We start from the raw sequence: 17,652 nt of genomic DNA on the forward strand, positions 1-17,652 counted from the left end.
CCCGGACGGGGACGGGCCTTCTGCCGTGTCGTCAGACGAGATCGAAGCGGTCCAGCTCCGTGACCTTGCCCCACGCGGCGGCGAAGTCGCGCACGAACTTCTCCCGGGCATCGTCCGCCGCGTACACCTCGGCGAGGGCGCGCAGCTCGGAGTTCGACCCGAACAGCAGATCGACGCGGGTGCCGACGCCGACCCGCTCGCCCGAGCCGTCCTTGGTGCCGAGGAAGGCGTGCGAACCCGGGTCGACCGGCTTCCAGGTGGTGCCGAGGTCGAGCAGGTTCACGAAGAAGTCGTTCGTCAGCACGCCCTTCCGGTCGGTGAACACCCCGTGGTCCGACTCGTCCCAGTTCGCACCGAGCACCCGCAGGCCTCCCACGAGCACCGTCATCTCGGGCGCGCTGAGGGTCAGCAGGTTCGCCTTGTCGATGAGGTGGTGCTCCTGGGGCAGCGTGGCGTCCGGTCCGTAGTAGTTCCGGAAGCCGTCCGCGACGGGCTCGAGGTACGAGAACGACAGCGCGTCGGTCTGCTCCTGCGTGGCGTCGGTGCGCCCGGGGTGGAAGACCACCTCGACGTCGTGACCGGCATCCTTCGCCGCCTTCTCGACCGCGGCGTTGCCGGCGAGCACGATGAGATCGGCCAGCGACACCTTCTTGCCGTCCGCGCGTCCCTCGTTGAACTCCGCCTGGATCTTCTCGAGCTCTGCGAGGACGGTCGCCAGACGCGCGGGGTTGTTGGCCTGCCAGTCCTTCTGCGGCGCCAGGCGGATACGCGCGCCGTTGACTCCGCCGCGCTTGTCGCTGCCGCGGAAAGAGGATGCCGCGGCCCACGTGGTGGCCACCAGCTGCGACACCGTGAGACCGCTGTCGAGGACCCGGGCCTTCAGCGCTGCGGCATCCGCGGCGTCGATGAGGTCGTGATCGACAGCCGGCACGGGATCCTGCCAGATGAGCTCCTCGGCCGGAACCTCGGGCCCGAGGTACCGATCGATCGGTCCCATGTCGCGGTGGGTCAGCTTGAACCATGCCCGGGCGAACGCGTCGCCGAAGGCGACGGGGTCGTCCTTGAAGCGACGCGAGATCCGGTCGTAGTCGGGATCGACGCGCAGGGCGAGGTCGCTCGTGAGCATGCGGGGCTCGCGACGGCCGTCGGAGTGGGCCAGCGGCACCATGTCGGCGCCCGCGCCGTTGACCGGCCGCCACTGGTGGCCGCCGCCCGGGCTGCGCATGAGCTCCCACTCGTACGCGTAGAGGATGTGGAAGTACTCGTTGTCCCAGCGGGTGGGGTGGTAGGTCCACGTGACCTCGAGCCCGGAGGTGATGGTGTCGTCGCCCTTGCCCGTGCCGAAGTTGTTCTTCCAGCCGAGACCCTGCATCTCGAGACCGGCGGCTTCGGGGTTGTTCTCGAGGTGGGTGTCGGGAGCGGCGCCGTGGGTCTTGCCGAAGGTGTGTCCGCCCGCGATGAGCGCGACCGTCTCCTCGTCGTTCATGCCCATGCGGCCGAACGTCTCGCGGATGTCGCGTGCCGACGCGAGCGGGTCGGGGTTGCCGTTGGGTCCCTCGGGGTTGACGTAGATGAGACCCATCTGGACCGCCGCGAGCGGGCGCTCCAGTTCGCGGTCGCCGGTGTAGCGCTCGTCGCCCAGCCACGTGGTCTCGGGGCCCCAGTACACGTCGTCGTCGGGCTCCCACACGTCGGGGCGCCCGCCGCCGAAGCCGAAGGTGTTGAACCCCATCGACTCCAGCGCGACGTTGCCGGCGAGGATCATGAGGTCCGCCCACGACAGGCTCTGGCCGTACTTCTTCTTCACCGGCCACAGCAGACGGCGGGCCTTGTCGAGGCTGACGTTGTCGGGCCAGCTGTTGAGGGGCGCGAAGCGCTGCATGCCGGCTCCGCCGCCGCCCCGGCCGTCGGTCACGCGATAGGTGCCGGCGCTGTGCCACGCCATACGGATCATGAACGGCCCGTAGTGGCCGAAGTCGGCCGGCCACCAGTCCTGCGAGTCGGTCATGAGCGACTCGATGTCGCGCTTGACCTCGGCCAGATCCAGGCTCTCGAAGGCGGCCTTGTAGTCGAAGCCCTCACCCAGGGGGTTGGAGACGGCCGGGTTCTTGGCCAGGACCTTCAGGTTGAGCTGGTTGGGCCACCACACGCGATTGGCCGACCCCACGGTCGGGTGCGGCTGCGGACCGGTCCAGGTGGCCGCCGCCGGGCGGGACTCGCCGTGGATGACGGGGCACGAGCCGGCGTCGTCGGGGTTGGACCGGGGGCGGTCCTCGCCGTCGAGACGCTCGTCGACAGGCGTGTCGATGTCGGTGACGGACTGGTCGATGCCGGTCGGGTTCTCACCGATCTCGGGCACGACGTTCTCTTTGTCGGTCATGGATGTCCTTCCATTCGGGCGGTCAGGGGTGGTTCAGGCGATGCGGGAGGGCTGGTCGACGGCGCACGCGGCGCAGACGCCCCAGAAGGTGACCTCGGCAGTGGCGACGCGGAAGCCGTGACCGTCGGACGGGGCGAGGCAGGGAGCCGCGCCGACGGCGCAGTCGACGTCCTCGACCCGGCCGCACGTCGTGCACACCAGGTGGTGATGGTTGTCGTCGACGCGCAGCTCGAAGAGACCCGGGCGGCCGGCGGGCTCGATGCGCCGGACGAGCCCCGCGTCGGCGAAGTCGGTGAGCGCGTTGTACACCGATTGCAGGCTGGTGGCGGGGAGAACGGACGCCACCCTGCGGTAGACGTCGTCCGCGCTCGCGTGGGGAGCCGCCGCGAGCGCATCGAGGACCGCGCGACGGGAGTCCGTCACCCGCAGCCCGGCGGACCGCAGCACCGCTGCGGTGTCGACCGCGTCGGCCGACGCGCGGGTGGCCGACGCGCGGGTGCGGGCGGGGCTGGTCACGCCGGCCAGTCTAGCCTTGTTTTGATCGAATCAAAACTACCCGGCGACGACCGTCGGCGTGCCGGCTTCGTACTCGGTCAGGTCTCCGGTCTCGCCCAGCCGGTGGGCTCGGCGACCCACCACCAGCATGTAGACGAGGAAGAGCGCGAGCGCGAGCGCGCCGATGCCGATCTTCACCGGCCACGGCCAGGGCTGGCCGGTGACGAACCCCTCGATGGCGCCCGCGACGGCGAGGACGAGCACGAGGCCGATCGCCACAGCCGCCAGCGCGCGGCCCTCCGTCGCGAGCGCCTCGCCGCGACGGCGTGGTCCCGGCGCCACCCACGCCCAGAAGATGTGGAGGCCGGCGGCAGCCGCGACGAAGATGCTCGTGAGCTCCAGCAGGCCGTGCGGGAGGATGTAGAGGACGAAGACGTCCCCGCGGTCGAACGCGAGCATGACAGCCGCCGCCGTCCCCACGCCGACGGCGTTCTGCACGAGGACCATGAGCGGCCAGATGCCCGTGATCCCGAACATCACGCACTGCGCCGCGATCCACGCGTTGTTCGTCCAGACCGTGCCGGCGAAGACGGCGGCGGGGTTCTCGCTGTAGTACTGCGTGAAGTCGTTCTCGGCATACTGCTCGAGCTGCGCCTGCGGACCGAGGCTCGCCACGAGCGCGTCATCGCCCGAGATCCACATCGCCACGAGCACCAGCACGAGCAGGAAGCCGGCGGCGACCGCGCCGGTGGTCCACCGGATGCGGTACAGGGCGGCGGGGAGTTGCAGCGCGAAGAAGCGCGGGATCTGCCGCAGCACGTTCTCGGGCGCGCCGGTCAGCTGCAGCCGTGCCCGTCCGAGCATGGTGGAGACGTGATCACCATGGGGCGTCCGGCCGGCCGCGGTCTTCATGCCCGCCAGGTCCGCCGAGGCGGCTCGGTAGCGCGTCACGAGCTCGTCGACGTCGGATCCGCTCAGCCGTCGTGCACGGCTGAGGTCGTCCAGCCGCTGCCATTCCTCGCGCCGGGCGGCGGCGAGCGCGTCGAGATCCATTTGCTTTACTGTACCCATGCCCCGCCCCGCAGCACCCGTCACGTCGCCCGCGCGCGCGGTCGTCGAGATCCACCAGGACGAGGTCCTCACCGGCGAGGCGGTCGCCCTCGACGTCCAGCCCCTCGGCTTCTTCCTGCGCGGGCTCGGCGCTCTCATCGACTTCGCCCTGGGGGTGGCGGCCCTCGTCCTCTTCGCCTACGTCGCCATCAACCTGGTGGCCGCCGGCCTGCTGGACGAAGCCGTCGCCCCCATCCTCACCATCGTCGTGCTCGTCCTCATCACTGTCGTCATCCCGACTGTGATCGAGACCGTGACGCGCGGGCGCAGCCTCGGGCGACTCGCGGTCGGCGGCCGGATCGTGCGCGTCGACGGCGGAGCGGCCGGGTTCCGGCACGCCTTCATCCGCGCACTGGTGGGGGTTTTCGAGCTGTGGTTCACGCTGGGTGCGGTGGCCGCGCTCGTGGGCGCCTTCACCCCCCGCTCGCAGCGACTGGGGGATCTCGTCGCCGGGACCTATTCAGAGCGCACGCGAACCCCGCGGCTGCCCGCACCCGCTCCGGGCGTTCCGGCGGCGCTGCACGCCTGGTCAGGAACGGCGGACGTCGCGCGGCTCCCCGACCCGCTCGCCCGTCGTCTCGCCCAGTTCACCGCCAGCGCGGAGCGGATGGAGCCCTCGGCACGCATCCGCCTCGCGGCGTCGCTGGCCCGCGAGGCGTCGGATTTCGTCTCGCCGACCCCGGCCTCGGACCCCGAGACCTTCGTGCGCGCGGTCGTCGCCGTCCGGCGTGACCGAGAACTGCGGGCGCTCACGCTCGAAGAGCAGCGCGTCGCAGCGCTCGTCGGTGCGCGCGCCGCTCGTCGCCGAGGCCTCCCGGAGCGCTGACCCGAAGGATCAGTACCGGTAGTGGTCCAGCTTGTACGGGCCCTCGACCGGCACACCGAGGTATCCCGCCTGCTCGTCGGTCAGCGTCGTCAGTTCCACACCGAGCGCACCCAGGTGCAGGCGAGCCACCTTCTCGTCCAGCGTCTTGGGCAGGGTGTAGACCCCGGTCGGGTACTCCGAGGTGCGGGTGAACAGTTCGATCTGTGCGAGGACCTGGTTCGAGAACGACGCACTCATGACGAACGAGGGGTGCCCCGTGGCGTTGCCGAGATTCATCAGGCGACCCTCGCTGAGCACCAGGACGCTCCGCCCCGTGGGCAGCCGCCATTCGTGCACCTGCGGCTTGATCTCGATGCGCTCGGCACCCGGGATCGCCGCGAGCCCCGCCATGTCGATCTCATCGTCGAAGTGGCCGACGTTCGCCACGATCGCCAGGTGCTTGAGGCCGAGGAGGTGCTCCGCGGTGACGACGCGGGTGTTGCCGGTGCCGGTGATGACGATGTCGACGTCTCCGATCACCGACTCCAGCCGTGCGACCTGGAAACCATCCATCGCGGCCTGAAGAGCGCAGATGGGGTCGACCTCGCCGACGATCACGCGGGCGCCCTGTCCGCGGAGCGCCTCGGCGGCGCCCTTGCCGACGTCGCCGTAGCCTGCGACGAACGCGACCTTGCCGCCCATCAGCACGTCCGTGGCGCGGTTGATGCCGTCGGGAAGGGAGTGGCGGATGCCGTAGATGTTGTCGAACTTGGACTTCGTGACCGAGTCGTTGACGTTGATCGCCGGGAACAGCAGGCGTTCGGATGCCGCGAGCTCGTACAGGCGGTGGACACCGGTCGTGGTCTCTTCGGTGACGCCGATCAGGCCGTCCGCGATGCGCGTGAAGCGCTGCGGATCCCGGGCGAGGCTCGCGCGAAGGGTGTCCAGCACGATGCGGTACTCGGCCGAGGTGCTCGCGTCAGCCGCCGGCACCGCACCGTCCCGCTCGAACTCGACGCCGCGGTGGACCAGCAGTGTCGCGTCGCCGCCGTCGTCGAGGATGAGGTTGGGGCCGTCGAAGCCCTCGGCGGACCAGTCGAAGATGCGATCGGCCAGGCGCCAGTACTCCTCGAGCGTCTCGCCCTTCCACGCGAACACCGGGACGCCGGCGGGGGCATCGGGCGAGCCGTGGGGTCCGACCACGACGGCGGCGGCCGCCTCGTCCTGCGTGGAGAAGATGTTGCAGCTCGCCCACCGCACCTGCGCACCGAGGGCGGTGAGGGTCTCGATGAGCACTGCCGTCTGCACCGTCATGTGCAGCGACCCCGCGATCCGCGCGCCGCGCAGCGGCTGGGTGGGGCCGTATTCCTCACGGAGGGCCATGAGTCCCGGCATCTCGTTCTCGGCGAGGCGGATCTGGTGACGCCCGACGGCGGCGAGGGTCAGGTCGGCGACCTCGTGGTCGAGCGTGCGCGGGCGTGCGTCGGCGGTATCGATCGGCATCCGGCCATTCTTCCACCTCAGCCCGGAGCGAGGCTCCCCGACGACTTCGGACGACGCGCGGGACGTCCGCTCAGGCGCGCATCGTCTCGTGCCGGACCACGACCCAGCCGCGCGGCACCGACAGGCGGTCGGTGTGGATCGCGCAGAGGTCGTGGGCGTGCGGGTCCGCCGCCCGGCCGAGCGGGCCGAGCGCAGCCATCTGGTCGCCGTAGTCGTACGTCAGGGTCGACACCGCCTCGCGGGCGCACCCGACCTTGGAGCAGAGTCTCTCGCGCATTGCCCCAACGCTACTCACCCCCGGGTGATGCGCCGCGGTGCCGCGCCGAAGCGAGCGCCTAGGATGGGCCCATGGCGTGGCGTCGGACCAAGACCTCCCCGAGCGAGCCTGCGGCGGCGCGCCCGCCGCGGCCGGGACGACACGGCCGCCACGGCCGCGAGGGCCGCAGTCCCGTCGTCCGGCCCCCGCTGCCGCCGCTGGAGACACGCATCGATCGCTTCGATCTCGCGGTCGGAACGGCGGCGGAGTTCCTGCGCTCGGCGTGGCCCGAGCTGCGCGACGTGAGCTTCGAGATCGCCGACATGCCTCCCGGGACCGGCGCCGACGGCATCCCTCGGTGGACGGTCATGTCCGAGACCCGCCGGATCGTCCTGTACCGGCTGCCGATCGAGCGCCTGAGCCATCTGCACCGCAACGACGATCTGCACCGGCGCATGATGGTCGAGAGCTCGGTGTTCCGCGCAGCCGCCGAGTACCTCGACCGCGACCCCTGGGACCTCGGACCGGAGCGGTTCCGGTTCCTCTGAGCCGGCGGACTACGGGTAGACCGTGATCGGGGGCGCCGCCGCGTCGGCGGGCCACACCGGGTAGCCGGCGAGCGCCCCGTCTTCGGCGAGCGAGACACCCGCGCGGACACTCGCCTCTCCCGGGTCGAGGAGGTACAGGGCCTGCGTCCGCAGACGCACGGCGGCGCTCCCGCCGCCGGGCACGGCCACCTCGCGCGCGTCGCCGCCGATCCGCTCGAGGGTGACGACGATGTCCTCGTCCGAGAGGTTGCTGAGCACCAACGAGGCGGGCGCACCCGCGGGCACCGCGAACAGGCTGGGAGACGCGACAGCCGGGGCGGGCGCGTACCACGCGAAGTCGTCGCCGGCGTCGAAGCCGGTGACCTGCCACGCGCCCGACACGACGGGCGCATCGGCCTCGATCCGCACGGTGTAGAGCCCCTCCGGCAGATCGCCCAGTGCCACCTCGGTGGGGACGCCCGCCGTGAGTGGGACGTCCTGCGCCGAATGCGCGGCGACGCTCTCCCCCACCGCGGTCACGGTGACGGCGGCGACGGCGTCGCGGGAGGGCGAGACGACGCGGACCACTCCGGCGGCGTCCGTCCCGGCTTCGGAGGCGGCGCTCACGCGCAGGCCCTCGACGACCTGCACGGTCTCGGGCCCGACCACCGGGCCCACCTGGTCGGCACCGCCGGGCTCGAGCACCCGCGTGATGCTGGTCTGCAACGACGCCTGCACCGGCGCACCTGCGGCTGTCACCCGCAGCACGGGCCTCTCCTCGCCCAGCGCCAGGCCTGAGAGCGGGATCACCCTCTGGGTGCCGGGCGCGACCACGACCGCCTCGCCCCCGGCCGGCACCGCGGCGCCCTCGGCGCCGTAGACGGTGAGCTGCACGGTCGCAGCCACCGAACCGGGGTTGGCGAGGACGACCAGATCCGCCGCCCCGGTCGCCCCCGACCCGCCCACCAGCCATGACTCCAGCAGCGGGGGGCGGCACGCCGACGCGGCGTAGCCGGCGATGTCGTCGGCACGCACGCTCGACGAACCGGCGGCGGCGACGTCCGTGCGCGATCGCCCGTCCGGCGCAGCGGTGAGAGCCACGGGCCCCTCCCCTTCGTCGACGGATGCCGCCTCGAGGCGCACCTCGTCGGGCTGCGGTGCCCCGTCGACCACTCCGGACACGACGCTCTGCTGCGTGGCCGAGGCGATGCCGGCGGCGTCTTCGAGATCGCGCCCGATGATCATGAGCCCACCGGTGCAGGCCAGGACCGACGCCGACGGCGCGGGCACGGCCGACACGCTGAGAGGCTCGCGCTCGAGGGTCGGCCAGGGCACCGAGATGGAGGTGATCGTCGCGATCACCGCGACCGCCGACACCACCGTGCCGGCCAGCATCCGGGTGCTCGTCGGCGCCCAGCGGAATCCGCGTCCCTCGCTCATCGGACCTCCCTCCAGTGCGGCCCGACGATGCGCGGCGTGCGTCGAGCAACCCGGCGCGACGCGGCCGTCGGAACGGCGAGCAGCAGCGCGATCGCGACCACGGCGACCTGCAGCGTGGCGATGAGGCCGGCGACGTCGTGCACCCAGCCGGGCTCCGCCGGTCGCGGGGACAGGTCGTCATCCACCCGCCACAGCGTCCCCTTGTCGGTGTCGCCCACCGAGTCCAGCTGTTCGCGCTGATCGAGCGCGTTGGCCGCCGTGATGCGCAGGGTGCGCGCGGCGTCGGACTCCGGGGTCGCGGCGGGCGCGAGCAGCACGAACCCGATGCCCGTCCGGGCGAGGTCCGCCACCACGTCGTCCGCGGCGGGGGTGAGGAGGTCCGCCGCCAGTTCGGCGACGGCGACATCGTCGGCGGTGGGCTCGGGCCGGGTCGATACCACCGTGGACTGCGCGCCGATCGTCTCGCTTCCGCCCCACACGACCTCGACGGCGACCCCTCCCGCGTTCTGCGGCGTGAGGACGACGGTGCCGAGGTCCGGATCGTCCCGGCCCTCCGCGGCGACGTAGGCCGGCAGAGTACTCGCCGGCCCGTTGGTCAGCATCGCGGTGCCGCGCGTCATCGCCGTCAGCGAGGGCACCGCCAGCACGACCATAGCGGCGCACAGGACGACGGCGGCGACGGTGCGGAGGGGCTCGAGCCGGGGGGCCAGGCCCGCGTCCAGTGCCACCAGCGCGCCGCCCATCGCACCCAGCCATGCCAGGCTGAGCCCGGCGCCCGGCCAGAGCGCGATCGACTCCGAGCCGGCCGCGGCCACGCTCACGCCCACCGCCGCGGTGGCCGTCGCCAAGCCCGTCGCGGTCACGATGAGAAGCACGATGCCCGCCGCCCACCGCTGGGTGACGGGTGCGACCACGGCCAGGAGCGCGAGCGGCGCGGCCAGCAGCGGCACCCACCACACCGGTCCGGCCGGCAGCAGCGTCGCCCACCCGGCGATGTCGGGTGTGGGGATGCCGGAGGTGAGCAGGGCCCGGCCCGCGGAGTCGGGCCCGACCTGCGGACCGGGCCACGGCACACCGGGGTCGGCCAGGAGCGCCCACGGGGTGCCCCCGAAGAGGTGGTGCCACACCAGCGGCGCCGCCATCACGAGAGTCGGGACGAGGGTCCACACCAGCCGGCTGACCCCGCGCCCGGCGCGGACGACGATCGCGATCACGACCGCGGCGAACCACAGCACGATCATCGCGGGTGTCAGGGACGGCGAACACGCCAGAACCGCCGCCAGGAGGAGGGACGCCGCGCCGGCACCGGACCACGAGCGATGCGCCACGGATCCGGCGTAGAGGAGCCACGGAAGGAGGAGGTGCACGAGCACCCCGGTCACCCGACCGTCCACCAACGAGACCAGGAAGGTCGGGGCCAGCGCCCAGACCGCGCCGCCCGTGATCCGCAGCAGCGAACGGTCGGTCACGCGCGTCGCGGCGAACCAGCCGCCGAGGGCGGCCAGCGGGAGCGCCAGCACCCACACGACGACGATGATGCGCGAGGGATCCCACGGCGTCAGGGTTCCGAGCACCGCGACGACAGCGGCGAACGGATCCGCGGGACCGACGGTGTCCAGCCCCAGCGCCCGTCTGCCGAACGACGCATCCGCCCACAGCTGGCCCACACCCGCGCGCAGCGGTGCGAGCGCACCGCCGCCCAGCACGGGCCACGCCAGGAGCGCGGTGAAAGCGGCGATCGAGGCCAGCAGCGCGGCCAGGACGAGCCACGCACCGCCGCCGGCGAAGAAGCGGAGCTCGCCACGATGATGCCGCCCGCCGGCGTCGTCGTCGGTCTCGTCGTCGAGGTGCTCCCGCTCCTCGGCACGGGTGACCCGCAGCGGAGCCAGCTGAGCCCACCCCGCGCGACGGTTCGACGAGATGCGCCGACGCGCACGGATGACGGCGAGAACCCTGACGGCCACGACGACCGCCGCCCCCCACTCCGGCATGATGAGGCTCGGCCGCTTCCGCAGGAGGTGCAGCACTGTTCGCCCCGCGGCCGCCGGGAGGATGGTCAGCCACAACAGCGGGACCGCCCACGCCGGCGCGTACACGAGGCGCCGGTGCAGTCGCGCCACCCGTGACGCATAGGCTATCCGGCGGCGGCGACCGGCGTGCAGCGGCGCAGGCAGGCCCGCGACGCCGTCACCGGAGACGGCCACGAGCGCGGCGGGCGCCAGCACGACGCGGGCGCCGGCGAGCCGGGCACGCACCCCCAGGTCCAGACCTTCGTCCGCGCCGGAGAGCGCCGGGTCGAGCCCGCCGAGCGAGTGCCACGCATCCGCGCGGACGAGCAGACCTCGGACGTCGGCGCCCAGCACGTCGTCTCGGCCGTCGTGCTGCCCCTGATCGAACTCGCCGTCCGCGAGGCCGACGGTGCGGCCGTACCTGTTGGCCGACACCCCCAGCGAGACGATGACAGTGCGGTCGTCCCACCGCACCAGCTTCGGAGCGGAGAAGGCGACCGACGGTGCCACTTCGAGGGCGCCCGCCAGGTGCCCCAGCGCTTCGGGCTCCGGGGCGGTGTCCTGAGCGAGCAGCCACACCGCATCCGCGGCGGGATCGGCCTCGACACGGGCGGCGGCCGCCGCGTAGGACGTCGAGGCCGGCGCGCGCACGATGGTCGCCGACGCGGAGGCAGCGACCTCGGCCACGCCGGGGTCGTCCCCGCACACCACGATCGTGAGCGCGTCGACCGGTCGCGTCTGGGTTCCCACAGCCGCGAGCGTGCGTCGGAGGTGGAACGCCGCGGGAGTGCGACCGTCGGGACGCACGACGACGAGGGCGTGTACTCGGGCGGGCATGACCAGGTCAGCCTAGGCGGAGCGCCGCGTCAACCTCGCGGCACGCGCCGGTGCGCGCCGGATCCCGTGGATCCTCAGCTCGCGCGCCGCTTGAGCTTCCGGCGCTCGCGCTCGGAGAGCCCGCCCCAGATGCCGAAGCGCTCGTCGTTCTGCAGCGCGTACTCCAGGCACTCGCCACGGACGTCGCACGTGCCGCACACGCGCTTGGCGTCGCGGGTGGAGCCGCCCTTCTCCGGGAAGAACGCCTCCGGATCCGTCTGCGCGCACAGCGCATCGGTCTGCCATGCGAGAGGATTGTCGTCCTCCCCGTCGACCGGGCGACGGACGCCCGGGACCCCCAACTGAACTGGATCGACGAACCAATTGTCGGGAACGCCGGAACGGTACTGCGAAGCCGTCATCTCGTCCTCCCCCTGTGTTCCCCCCACCACGCCGGTCCGCGTGTAGGAGTAATTACACCCGTGTAGTTCCCCGCGGTCAAGTCGCAGATACTAAAACCTCAAGCCCGCGTTTAACCTTCACGACTCGCCGTCGGCGTGTCGCAACCGGATAACGGTCCCCTGCCCGCACCGGTCGACACGGCATCCATCGATCGCGTGCGCGCGACCGGAGTAGCCTGTGTGTCGATGGCCGTCCAGACGAAGCACCCGGTGTCGGCCCCGCCGGCTCCCCCGGTCCGAGAGAAGACGGGACACCTGCTGCTGCGGGGCTGGTGCATCTTCGTGCTGTTCAGCGCTTTCGCCGGGGCAGGGTGGGTCCACGCATTCGGCGAGGTCGGCGGCGGGATCGTGGCCCTCGGCGGCGGCGCGGTGTCGCTCGTGCTGTGGAGCGTGATCCGCCCCCCGATCCACTGGCAGCGCCTGCCGTGGATCGCCCTCGGCTATGTGGCGTGGGCCACCGCTTCGCTGCTGTGGTCGGCATGGCCGTCGGCCACCGCCCTCACCCTCGCGCTGCTGTACGTGACGACACTCCAGGGACTGTTCGTCGCCGGCGTCCTGACGTGGCGCGAGCTCGTGCGGGCCATCGCCTCGGCGCTCAAGTGGGCGCTGGGCCTCTCGCTCGTCTTCGAGCTGTGGGTCGCCCTGCTGGTGGGGGTGCCGGTGCTGCCGGGATTCGTGCCCCGCACCGAGCCGGTCGACCCGATCCTCTACTGGTCGCGCAGCAATCTGCTCGACGGCGGACGCATCCAGGGGATCATGGGCAACGCCAACCTGCTCGCGCCCGTCGCGCTGCTGGCGATCATCGTCTTCGCGATCCGCTACGCCGCACGGGCACCGCGGCGCACCCTTCTGCTCGGCTGGATCGCACTGTCGGGGTACCTCTTCATCCGCGCCGCCTCGGCGACGGCGTTCCTCGCGGCCGTGGCCGTAGCCGTCGTGCTCGTCACCGTCCTGCTCATGCGCACCGCCCGCAGACCGGGCGAGCGGACGCGGTACTACCTCGCGTACGCGGCCGTGGGCGTCGGCGGTGGGGCAGCGCTGTGGTTCGGGCGCGAGGCGCTCTTCGCCGCCGTGGGGCGCAGTTCCGACCTCACCGGACGCGAAGACATCTGGCAGGACGTCCTCGCCCGCGCAGCCGAGCGCCCCGTCGCCGGCTGGGGCTTCAGCACCCCGTGGCTGCCGTGGGTGCCCGAATTCGACGGGTGGATCGTCGACCACGGCGAGACCGTCCTGCAGGCGCACAACGTGTGGGTGGACGTGTACCTGCAGCTCGGAGCGATCGGCGTCGCCCTTCTGGTGCTCACCTATGCGGCCTACATCTGGCGGTCGTGGTTCTTCGCCGTCGACCGCCCGCGGTGGGACCTCCGCGACGACCGGCCGTTCTCGCCGCTCAGCCTGCTGCCGACGCTCGTGGGCGCCGTCCTTCTCGTGCAGGGCTTCGCCGAGTCGACGCCGCTGCTGCTGTGGGGCTGGATGCTGGTGGTGATGCTCGGAGGCAAGATCAAGCAGTCGCCGCACATCGGCGTCGGCCCGGCCGAGCAGAGCGCGGCGATCGAGCGGGGCGAGCCGGCGAGTCCGCTCCCGTGACCTCGACGGCGCATCGCGAGCCGGGCCGGCTCGCCGCAGTGCTGGCCTCCGCCGCGTTCGCGCGTGCGTACACGAGCGTCGTGCTCGGCGCGGTCTTCGGCTCGTACGCCATCGAGCGCCTCACCAGCCACATCACCTACATCACGATCGTCGTGGGGCTGTGCGTCATCGGCGCGGGGGTGCTGGGCGCGCGCCGCGAGGAGATCTCCCTCATCAGGCTGGTGCCGACCACGCTCGTCGTCTTCCTCGGGTGGACGCTGTCGAGCGTGTTCTGGAGCACCGATCGCGGGCTGTCGTTCACCAGCTGGATCTCCACAGCGGGGATCGCGTTCCTGGCCATCGTGCTCGGCCATGTGCGCGACACCCTGCAGACGGCCCGGGCCCTCGGCGATGTGCTGCGCGTGCTGCTGTCGGTGTCGCTGGGGATCGAGATCCTGTCGGGCGTGCTGCTCGACATGCCGTTCCGCTTCCTCGGCGTGCAAGGCGACATCGCGCAGCTGGGACCGATCCAGGGGATCTTCGGCACCCGCAATCTGCTGGGCTTCGTCGCGGTGCTCGCCCTCATCACGTTCCTCATCGAGTACCGCACGCAGTCGGTGCGGGTCGGCACCTCGGTGGCCTCGGTCGCCCTCGCCGGCTCGCTCGCCGCACTCAGCGACTCACCCACCGTCCTCGTGCTCGCCGTCGGCGTCGGTGCGGCCACCGGGGCGCTGGCGCTCGTGCGGCACACGTCCGCGTCGGGTCGCACCACCCTCCAGTGGGCGCTGGCCGTCCTGGTGGTGCTCTCGATCATCGTCGGCTACGTCGCCCGGCATCCGATCATCGCCTTCATCAACGCGGGGCAGGACTTCTCGCTGCGGGTGGACCTCTGGAACGCGATCGTCGACTTCGTGCGCGCCCGACCCGTGCAGGGATGGGGATGGTTCGGGCCGTGGGTCGCGGACGAGCTGCCGTTCAACGTGATCAACTTCCGGCTGGACAGCACCCACGCGACGGCGCTCAACGCGTACTTCGACGTCCTGCTGCAGGTCGGGTGGGTGGGCCTCCTCGCCTTCGGCGCGTTCGCCGGCGTCGCGCTGGTGCGCTCGTGGCTCGATGCCGGCGAGCGCCACAGCGTGGTCTACGCGTGGACGCCGCTCATGCTGATCGCCATCCTCATCGACGCCTTCTTCGAGAGCTTCGCTCTGGCAGGTCTCGGCTGGCTGATGCTGGTGCTGTGCGCCGTGCGCGCGGGCCAGTCCTCGCGCGCCTGGCGGGAGAGGCTGGACCGCCGGCCGCCCTCGTCGGGGCTGCTGTAGGGCTCCCGGGGGTCGCCCAACCTGTCGCGCTAGGATGCACTCTTGGTCGCGCCCGGCCCATTCCGCTGAACCCCGGAGCTGTTTTGACTCACGTTCTCCAGAAAGTCGTCCTCCCCCAGGAGCGCGACCCGGACCTCCTCCCCCTCTACGTCGACCCCGAGACGTGGTCGATCATCGACGAGGAGCACGTCCGCGTCTCGAACCGCGCACACATCGGCAACGTCCTCGGTCGCCACCGCTCGCGCATCCAGCCGGGTCGGCGGGTGTCGTTCGGCACGTACTTCAACGCCTTCCCCGCGTCGTACTGGCAGCACTGGACCTCGGTCCGTGAGATCCAGCTGACCGTGCGCACCTCGGGACCGGCGACGATCCTGGTCTACCGCTCCAACGGCGGCGGCACCCCGCAGCGCATTGACACGCGAGAGGTGAAGGGGCAGTCGAGCACGACCTTCGATCTGACCCTCACGCAGTACAGCGACGGCGGGTGGATGTGGTTCGACATCGTCTCGGACGACGAGGTGGCCATCTTCGAGGGCGCCGAATGGACGACGGAGGAGCAGCCCGCGCGCCATGGCAAGGCGTCGGTCGGGATCACCACTTACAACAAGCCGGACTACTGCATCGCGACGCTGCAGGCCATCGCCGCCAACCCCGACGTCGTGGAGCTTCTCGACCGCATCTTCGTGGTCGACCAGGGCACGCAGCGGGTCGACGCCGAGGCGCAGTACCCCGAGGTCGCGTCATCGCTCGGCGAGACGCTGCAGATCATCACCCAGCCGAACCTCGGCGGGTCTGGAGGCTTCGCCCGGGCCATGCTCGAGACCCTCGACAGGCCGGAGAGCGACTTCGTCCAGCTGCTCGACGACGACGTGCTCATCGAGCCGGAGTCGCTGCGTCGCTCTGTCGTCTTCGGCCGCTTCACGACGGATCCCACCCTGGTGGGCGGGCACATGTTCGACCTCCTCGACCGGCCGAAGCTGCACGCCTGGGCCGAGGTCGTCGACGACAAGCCCTTCATGTGGCGGAACCTCTTCCAGGAGAAGATGCCGCATTACTTCGGCGAGACGAACCTTCGCCAGACCGGCATCCTCCACATGCGCATGGACGCCGACTACAACGGCTGGTGGATGTGCCTCATCCCGAAGCAGGTCATCCGCGAGATCGGACTCTCGCTGCCGGCCTTCATCAAGTGGGACGACGCGGAGTTCTGCGTGCGCGCCGGCAAGGCCGGGTATCCCACGGTCTCCGTGCCGGGCGTCGCCCTGTGGCACGTCTCGTGGCTGGGCAAGGACGACGCCATCGACTGGCAGGCCTATTTCCACGGCCGCAACCGTCTCGTGGCCGCTCTGCTGCACTCGACGCAGAAGCACGGCGGCACGCTCATCCGTCACAGCCGTCGCATCGACATCAAGCACCTGCTGATGATGCAGTACTACCCCGTGGCGCTGCGCAATCGCGCGCTCCGCGACGTGCTGCGCGGTCCCGAGCACATGACGAAGAATCTCGCGACCGCCATGCCCGCCGCCCGGGCGCTGGCCAAGAAGTTCCCCGAGACCGTCGTGCACAAGGACGTCGACAAGATCCTGCGCGCCCGCAAGGGCCGCCAGACCTTCGGGCGGCTGAAGCGGAACGTCTTCGACAGCCCGACGGGCTTCTGGCTGCGGTGGTTCACCGCGACGACGCTCGTCACCCATTGGTTCCACGCCCCCCGGCCCGAGAACGTCGAGATGCCCGAGGTCGAGTTCGGCAAGGGCGACGCGAACTGGTGGCGCCTGCCGCTCCACGACAGCGCGCTCGTGAGCGCGGCGGACGGATCGGGCAAGAACGTCTACATCCGCGACCGTGCCTTCTTCCGGCGCGCGATCGTGGAGTCGGTGCTGCTGCACTGGCAGCTGCAGTGGTCGTGGCCGCGCCTGGCGAAGCGCTACCGCGCACACCTGGGCGACATGACCTCGCCGGAGTCGTGGGCGCGCATCTTCGACGAGAGCGGCCGCTGACGATGGCCGATGCCGCGGATCGCCGCGACTTCGACCCGGCCACGGCGACGATCGCGATCGTCACCTTCAACCGCTCCCACCTGCTCGCCCGCCTGCTGACGAGTCTGACCCGGATGGATCCGCAGCCCGGCCACGTCGTCGTCATCGACAACGCCTCCACCGACGACACCACCGAGGTGGTGGAGTCGTTCCGGGAGCGCCTCACGGCGGAACTGGTCTACCGGCGCCTCGACACCAACACCGGCGGCTCCGGCGGGTTCAGTGAGGGCATGCGCGTGGCCTACGAGCTCGGCTCGGAGTGGATCTGGCTGATGGACGACGACGTCGAGGTCATCCCCGACGGCCTGGCCAAGATGGGCCGGTGGGCTCCGCGATTCCAGAGCATCCAGGGTCGCCGCTACGACTACGACGGCAGCGAGTTCTACTGGCAGTACCGCATCGCGGAGCGCATGGGGATCCCCATCCCCTTCGCGCCCGCGGGGTTCGACGAATCCGGTTTCAAACCCATGAACTCCGGATGCTTCGAGGGGATGTTCATCCATCGCGACATCGTGCGGCAGATCGGGCTTCCCGACCCCCGCTTCTTCATCTACTGGGACGACCAGCTCTACGGCTGGCTGGCCTCGCGCAGGACCACGTCGGTGATCGTCGACGAGTTCGTCCTGCGTCGCACCCGCGAGATCAAGCAGTGGGACATGGGCGTCCGCCACATGAACGCCTCGAGCAACGCCTACCGGTACTACATCATGCGGAACCGGTCGATCATCAAGCAGTACTACCGCTCGCTCGGTGTCTACAACCCGGTGCTCTTCGGTCTCGGCACCGCGCTGACCTTCGCCAAGGAGCTCATCCGCCTGCTGTTCGTCGAGCGGACCGTCCGCGGCACCTCGAACCTGTTCCGGGGTCTGCGTGACGGCCGTGCGATCGCCCGCGACCGCTCCTGGCGGCCGATGCCCGCGCTCGACTGA

General features: G+C 71.3%; 14 protein-coding genes. 6 read left to right on the forward strand and 8 right to left on the reverse strand.

What is annotated here, in order from left to right; genetic code table 11:
* Positions 1-31: 31 nt before the first annotated feature.
* From katG to Q9S36_RS24245, 3 genes are read right to left on the reverse strand one after another with little or no spacing between them, the layout of a single operon-like run.
* Positions 32-2,380 (reverse strand): catalase/peroxidase HPI, encoded by a 2,349-nt coding sequence (gene katG / locus Q9S36_RS24235; RefSeq protein ID WP_311287377.1) that lies wholly within the window; start codon positions 2,378-2,380, stop codon positions 32-34.
* Positions 2,381-2,413: 33 nt separating this feature from the next.
* Positions 2,414-2,896, reverse strand: a complete 483-nt coding sequence (locus Q9S36_RS24240; RefSeq protein WP_396653837.1) for a Fur family transcriptional regulator — start codon at positions 2,894-2,896, stop codon at positions 2,414-2,416.
* Positions 2,897-2,932: 36 nt separating this feature from the next.
* Complete coding sequence (locus tag Q9S36_RS24245; RefSeq protein WP_311287378.1) at positions 2,933-3,928, reverse strand: stage II sporulation protein M; 996 nt, start codon at positions 3,926-3,928, stop codon at positions 2,933-2,935.
* 16 nt (positions 3,929-3,944) lie between these two features.
* Between Q9S36_RS24245 and Q9S36_RS24250 the strand changes: the two genes are divergently transcribed.
* Positions 3,945-4,811: an RDD family protein gene (locus Q9S36_RS24250; protein WP_311287379.1), complete on the forward strand. Its 867-nt coding sequence runs from the start codon at positions 3,945-3,947 to the stop codon at positions 4,809-4,811.
* A 9-nt stretch (positions 4,812-4,820) separates the two neighbouring features.
* On the opposite strand, the gene ahcY is transcribed toward Q9S36_RS24250, so the two are convergent.
* A complete protein-coding gene (gene ahcY, locus Q9S36_RS24255; RefSeq protein ID WP_311287380.1) occupies positions 4,821-6,293 on the reverse strand; it encodes an adenosylhomocysteinase in 1,473 nt (490 codons plus the stop codon).
* A 70-nt stretch (positions 6,294-6,363) separates the two neighbouring features.
* The gene (locus Q9S36_RS24260) at positions 6,364-6,570 is read right to left on the reverse strand and encodes a DUF3499 family protein (protein WP_251453241.1); all 207 of its coding nucleotides are present in this window, start codon (positions 6,568-6,570) and stop codon (positions 6,364-6,366) included.
* A gap of 71 nt (positions 6,571-6,641) precedes the next feature.
* Between Q9S36_RS24260 and Q9S36_RS24265 the strand changes: the two genes are divergently transcribed.
* Complete coding sequence (locus Q9S36_RS24265; RefSeq protein ID WP_251453242.1) at positions 6,642-7,097, forward strand: metallopeptidase family protein; 456 nt, start codon at positions 6,642-6,644, stop codon at positions 7,095-7,097.
* A gap of 9 nt (positions 7,098-7,106) precedes the next feature.
* Here Q9S36_RS24265 and Q9S36_RS24270 read toward each other — a convergent pair whose 3' ends face one another.
* The 3 genes from Q9S36_RS24270 to Q9S36_RS24280 all read right to left on the reverse strand — a co-directional run bounded on the left by Q9S36_RS24270 (position 7,107) and on the right by Q9S36_RS24280 (position 11,763).
* A complete protein-coding gene (locus Q9S36_RS24270; protein ID WP_311287381.1) occupies positions 7,107-8,516 on the reverse strand; it encodes a DUF5719 family protein in 1,410 nt (469 codons plus the stop codon).
* Positions 8,513-11,362 (reverse strand): glycosyltransferase, encoded by a 2,850-nt coding sequence (locus Q9S36_RS24275; RefSeq protein ID WP_311287382.1) that lies wholly within the window; start codon positions 11,360-11,362, stop codon positions 8,513-8,515. The genes Q9S36_RS24270 and Q9S36_RS24275 overlap by 4 nt, the downstream gene beginning before the upstream one ends.
* Positions 11,363-11,436: 74 nt before the next feature.
* Positions 11,437-11,763 carry a WhiB family transcriptional regulator gene (locus tag Q9S36_RS24280; protein WP_285814585.1) on the reverse strand — a complete coding sequence of 109 codons (327 nt, stop codon included), beginning with the start codon at positions 11,761-11,763 and terminating at the stop codon, positions 11,437-11,439.
* 225 nt (positions 11,764-11,988) lie between these two features.
* Between Q9S36_RS24280 and Q9S36_RS24285 the strand changes: the two genes are divergently transcribed.
* From Q9S36_RS24285 to Q9S36_RS24300, 4 genes are all read left to right on the forward strand, one after another.
* Positions 11,989-13,389, forward strand: a complete 1,401-nt coding sequence (locus Q9S36_RS24285) for an O-antigen ligase family protein (RefSeq protein ID WP_311287383.1) — start codon at positions 11,989-11,991, stop codon at positions 13,387-13,389.
* Positions 13,386-14,687 (forward strand): O-antigen ligase family protein, encoded by a 1,302-nt coding sequence (locus tag Q9S36_RS24290; RefSeq protein WP_311287384.1) that lies wholly within the window; start codon positions 13,386-13,388, stop codon positions 14,685-14,687. Before Q9S36_RS24285 ends, Q9S36_RS24290 begins: the two co-directional genes overlap by 4 nt.
* An 83-nt stretch (positions 14,688-14,770) precedes the next feature.
* Entirely contained in the window at positions 14,771-16,684 is a 1,914-nt protein-coding gene (locus Q9S36_RS24295) for a glycosyltransferase (protein ID WP_311287386.1), read from the forward strand.
* A 2-nt stretch (positions 16,685-16,686) separates the two neighbouring features.
* The gene (locus Q9S36_RS24300) at positions 16,687-17,652 is read left to right on the forward strand and encodes a glycosyltransferase (RefSeq protein WP_311287387.1); all 966 of its coding nucleotides are present in this window, start codon (positions 16,687-16,689) and stop codon (positions 17,650-17,652) included.

This window comes from Microbacterium sp. ARD31 (genome assembly GCF_031844425.1).

Bases quoted from the DNA above. Each gene is read 5' to 3' on its own strand.
- katG (WP_311287377.1), bottom strand. From the start codon at position 2,380: ATGACCGACAAAGAGAACGTCGTGCCCGAGATCGGTGAGAACCCGACC.
- Q9S36_RS24245 (WP_311287378.1), bottom strand. From the start codon at position 3,928: ATGGATCTCGACGCGCTCGCCGCCGCCCGGCGCGAGGAATGGCAGCGG.
- Q9S36_RS24250 (WP_311287379.1), top strand. From the start codon at position 3,945: ATGCCCCGCCCCGCAGCACCCGTCACGTCGCCCGCGCGCGCGGTCGTC.
- ahcY (WP_311287380.1), bottom strand. From the start codon at position 6,293: ATGCCGATCGATACCGCCGACGCACGCCCGCGCACGCTCGACCACGAG.
- Q9S36_RS24260 (WP_251453241.1), bottom strand. From the start codon at position 6,570: ATGCGCGAGAGACTCTGCTCCAAGGTCGGGTGCGCCCGCGAGGCGGTG.
- Q9S36_RS24265 (WP_251453242.1), top strand. From the start codon at position 6,642: ATGGCGTGGCGTCGGACCAAGACCTCCCCGAGCGAGCCTGCGGCGGCG.
- Q9S36_RS24270 (WP_311287381.1), bottom strand. From the start codon at position 8,516: ATGAGCGAGGGACGCGGATTCCGCTGGGCGCCGACGAGCACCCGGATG.
- Q9S36_RS24275 (WP_311287382.1), bottom strand. From the start codon at position 11,362: ATGCCCGCCCGAGTACACGCCCTCGTCGTCGTGCGTCCCGACGGTCGC.
- Q9S36_RS24280 (WP_285814585.1), bottom strand. From the start codon at position 11,763: ATGACGGCTTCGCAGTACCGTTCCGGCGTTCCCGACAATTGGTTCGTC.
- Q9S36_RS24285 (WP_311287383.1), top strand. From the start codon at position 11,989: ATGGCCGTCCAGACGAAGCACCCGGTGTCGGCCCCGCCGGCTCCCCCG.
- Q9S36_RS24300 (WP_311287387.1), top strand. From the start codon at position 16,687: ATGGCCGATGCCGCGGATCGCCGCGACTTCGACCCGGCCACGGCGACG.